Genomic DNA, 1,660 nt, shown 5'->3' with positions numbered 1-1,660 from the left:
CTCTGCCTAAAGCAGAAATGAACAAATCAAAAAATAGTTAGATGCCTAATAAGTGAAAGTAGCAAGCTTAAATGGCTCCCCCTAAAAACTTATGTTATCCTTCGCACCTCTTTAAAACTTCAAATTTTCATTATCCATGACACTTACGCCACCTTAAGTTTATTTACCCTTCTCCTTTGTAAATAACTCATCACTGTCTAGTGATGTGGTGTAGTCGCTTGTGTGTTGTATATATCACATCACTAGCCTTTCCTAAAATTTAAAAAAATAGGCTATTTTCATGTTATCCACTATTCGAGAACAATGGTTCTCCAATATTCGCGGGCTCTGTACACGACAAATTTCACAGAACCCTTATCCTATCAGGGTTCTGCCTTCTTAAAATTGCCAAAATTTCCTTAAACTCTTCTTTTTTCCCAAAACCAATTAAACGCTGAATCGCCATTTGAACATAGTCTAAACCATAGCGAAATAAACTCATTGAGAGTCGTCCATGCTTCTTTATTTTTATCGCTTTTTTTTGATCATGTTGCCATTCACCCGTTAAGTAACACCAACAGAAGCTTATAGCTAACACCGCAATCAATTTTTTCACTCGTCTAGGGTCTGTCAAGCGCGTATTTTCAAGATTAAACCCGCGTCCTTTGAGACAACTGAATAAGGTTTCAATTTCCCAGCGTAATGCATAATCCTGAATAGCATTGGCATTAAACTGAGGAGAAACGACGAGTAAAAGCTCTCCATTTTCTAACTGTAGTGCACTTATATATAGTTTCACCCGACCAACCAAAATCCGTCGTTTACGACATTCAATTTGACCAACTTTAAGATGGCGAAATAAATCACTAATTTTATGATTCTTTCCTAAATGATTGGTGACAATGAAGTTTTTTTAACACGAATGCAGAAGTTGATGTCTTGTTCAATTAACCATGTAAACCACTGCTCACCGATAAACTCTCTGTCTGCGAACACATTCACAATACGGTCTTTACCAAAAATGGCTATAAAGCGTTGAATCAAAGCAATACGCTCTTTCGTATCTGAATTTCCACGTTTATTAAGCAATGTCCAAAGGATAGGTATCGCTATTCCACGATAAACGATTGCGAGCATCAGGATATTAATATTTCGTTTTCCCCATTTCCAATTGGTTCTATCTAAAGTCAGTTGCACTTGGTCGAATGAAAACATATTGAAAATCAACTGAGAAATTTGACGATAATCAAAATACTGACCTGCAAAGAAGCGCTGCATACGTCGATAAAATGATTGTGGTAAGCACTTGATGGGCAAGGCTTTAGATGCAGAAGAAAGATTACATGTTTGCTTTAAAATAATCACAAGCATGATGAGCGCAAAGCACTTTAAATGTGACTTGTTCCATTTTAGATATTTGTTTAAGATAAGATATAACTCATTGAGATGTGTCATAGTATTCGTCGTTAGAAAACAATTATTATGACATTATTTCAATGAGTTATCTATTTTTATCGTGTACAGAGCAAGAATTTATAACGGTAAAACTATGCCAAATTTAGAAACCTCTTCCAAAAAATTACACGTTATTCGTACGGCTATAAACTTATTTACCACCTATGGATTTCACACTACGGGTATAGATCTGATTGTTAAAAAATCCGAAATGCCGAAAGATACG

Annotated in this window: 1 protein-coding gene; it reads right to left on the bottom strand. The window is 35.5% G+C overall.

Annotated features, from left to right (window positions below):
• Window positions 1-343: 343 nt before the first annotated feature.
• Window positions 344-1,434, bottom strand: a protein-coding gene (locus FYJ52_RS09915) for an IS4-like element ISAba1 family transposase (RefSeq protein WP_085940413.1) whose coding sequence is annotated in 2 segments (ribosomal slippage) — window positions 344-894 and window positions 894-1,434 — 1,092 coding nt in all. Because the reading frame shifts where the segments join, the coding sequence is not laid out codon by codon here.
• Window positions 1,435-1,660: the final 226 nt, after the last annotated feature.

Source organism: Pseudoramibacter porci (assembly GCF_009696145.1).
In the GTDB taxonomy this organism is placed as follows: domain Bacteria; phylum Bacillota; class Clostridia; order Eubacteriales; family Eubacteriaceae; genus Pseudoramibacter; species Pseudoramibacter porci.
This window is presented reverse-complemented; position numbering and strand designations above follow the sequence as displayed.